Origin of the sequence: Methylobacterium sp. WL116, assembly GCF_008039455.1 — a bacterium.
GTDB lineage: Bacteria > Pseudomonadota > Alphaproteobacteria > Rhizobiales > Beijerinckiaceae > Methylobacterium.
In genome coordinates this window covers 1-1086 of the sequence record NZ_VRUV01000898.1, presented here as the reverse complement: position 1 = coordinate 1086, position 1086 = coordinate 1, and the positions used below count along the sequence as shown (strand labels likewise).

The following is a 1086-nucleotide window of genomic DNA, read 5'->3' as shown; positions in this document are numbered from 1 at the left end:
CCCGCTCGACGGCGCGGACCTGCTCGACGCGCTGCGGGCGCAGGCGGTGCCGGCCTACGAGGTCCGCGTGCGCGCGCCCGGCCTCGAGGCGCTCTACCTCGACGCCCTCGACGGCGGCCCCGCGGGCCTGCGCCTGGCCGAGGCCGCGCGATGATCGGCGCCGCCTTCCGCGTGATGTGGATCAGCCTGATCCGCGACCGCGCCGCCCTGACGATGGCCTTCGTGCTGCCGACCGTCATCTTCGTGATCTTCGCCGCGATCTTCTCGGGCGCGATCGGCGACCGCATCCGCATCCATCTCGGGCTCGCCGACCTCGCCGGCACCGCCACCACCGAGCGCCTGATGAAGGCCCTGGAGGCCGACCCGTCGCTCCGCGTCACCCGCCTGCCCGAGCGCGACTTGGCCGGAATCGTCGCCACGGTGCGCCGCGGCGACGTCGACGTGGCGCTGGTGATCCGCAGCGACCTCGCAGCACCGGTGGCCGGTGCGGCGTCCGAGCAGCCGGTGGTGCTGGTCGAGAGCCCGGCCAAGGCGCTCGCCACCCCGATCGCCCTCGGCCAGCTCCAGCGGGTGCTGAACGAGGCGCTGCCCGACGTGGTGCTGTCGCGGGTCGTCGCCGATGTCGAGCGCAGCGGCAAGATCGGCGCCGACGAGCGCGCCTTCCTCGACGAGGCCTTCGCCGAGCAGCGCGCGAAGAAGGAGCCGTTCAGCTTCGCCTCGCTGGTCGAGCGGCGCAGCACCGCGGAAGGCGCCGCCAACGAGCGCGTGCGCTACTATGCCGGTGCGATCACCGCGGTGTTCCTGCTGTTCGCCGCGATGCAGGGGGCGATGTCGCTCACCGAGGAGCGCGCCACCGGCCTCGCCGACCGGCTGATGGCGGGGCCCGGCGGCCTGGGCGTCATCGTGCTGGGCAAGTTCGCCTTCCTCACCGTGCAGGGCGTCGCCCAGGCCGGGCTGATCTTCGCGGCCGCGGCCCTGCTCTACGGCGTCGAGATCGGCCCGCACTGGCCGGCCTTCCTCGTCACCTGCGCGCTGGTCTCGGCGATGGCGGCCGGGCTCGCGCTCGCCGCGGGAGGGTTAGCCATA

1 protein-coding gene and 1 pseudogene are annotated in these 1086 nt (G+C 74.1%); both read left to right on the top strand.

Annotated elements, in window-relative coordinates; genetic code table 11:
* A pseudogene (locus FV223_RS32220) lies at positions 1 to 154 on the top strand (ABC transporter ATP-binding protein); the annotation flags it as partial.
* Positions 151 to 1086, top strand: a 936-nt coding sequence (locus FV223_RS28295) for an ABC transporter permease (RefSeq protein ID WP_147729961.1), incomplete at its 3' end; no start/stop codon positions are given. The pseudogene FV223_RS32220 and the gene FV223_RS28295, both read left to right, overlap by 4 nt.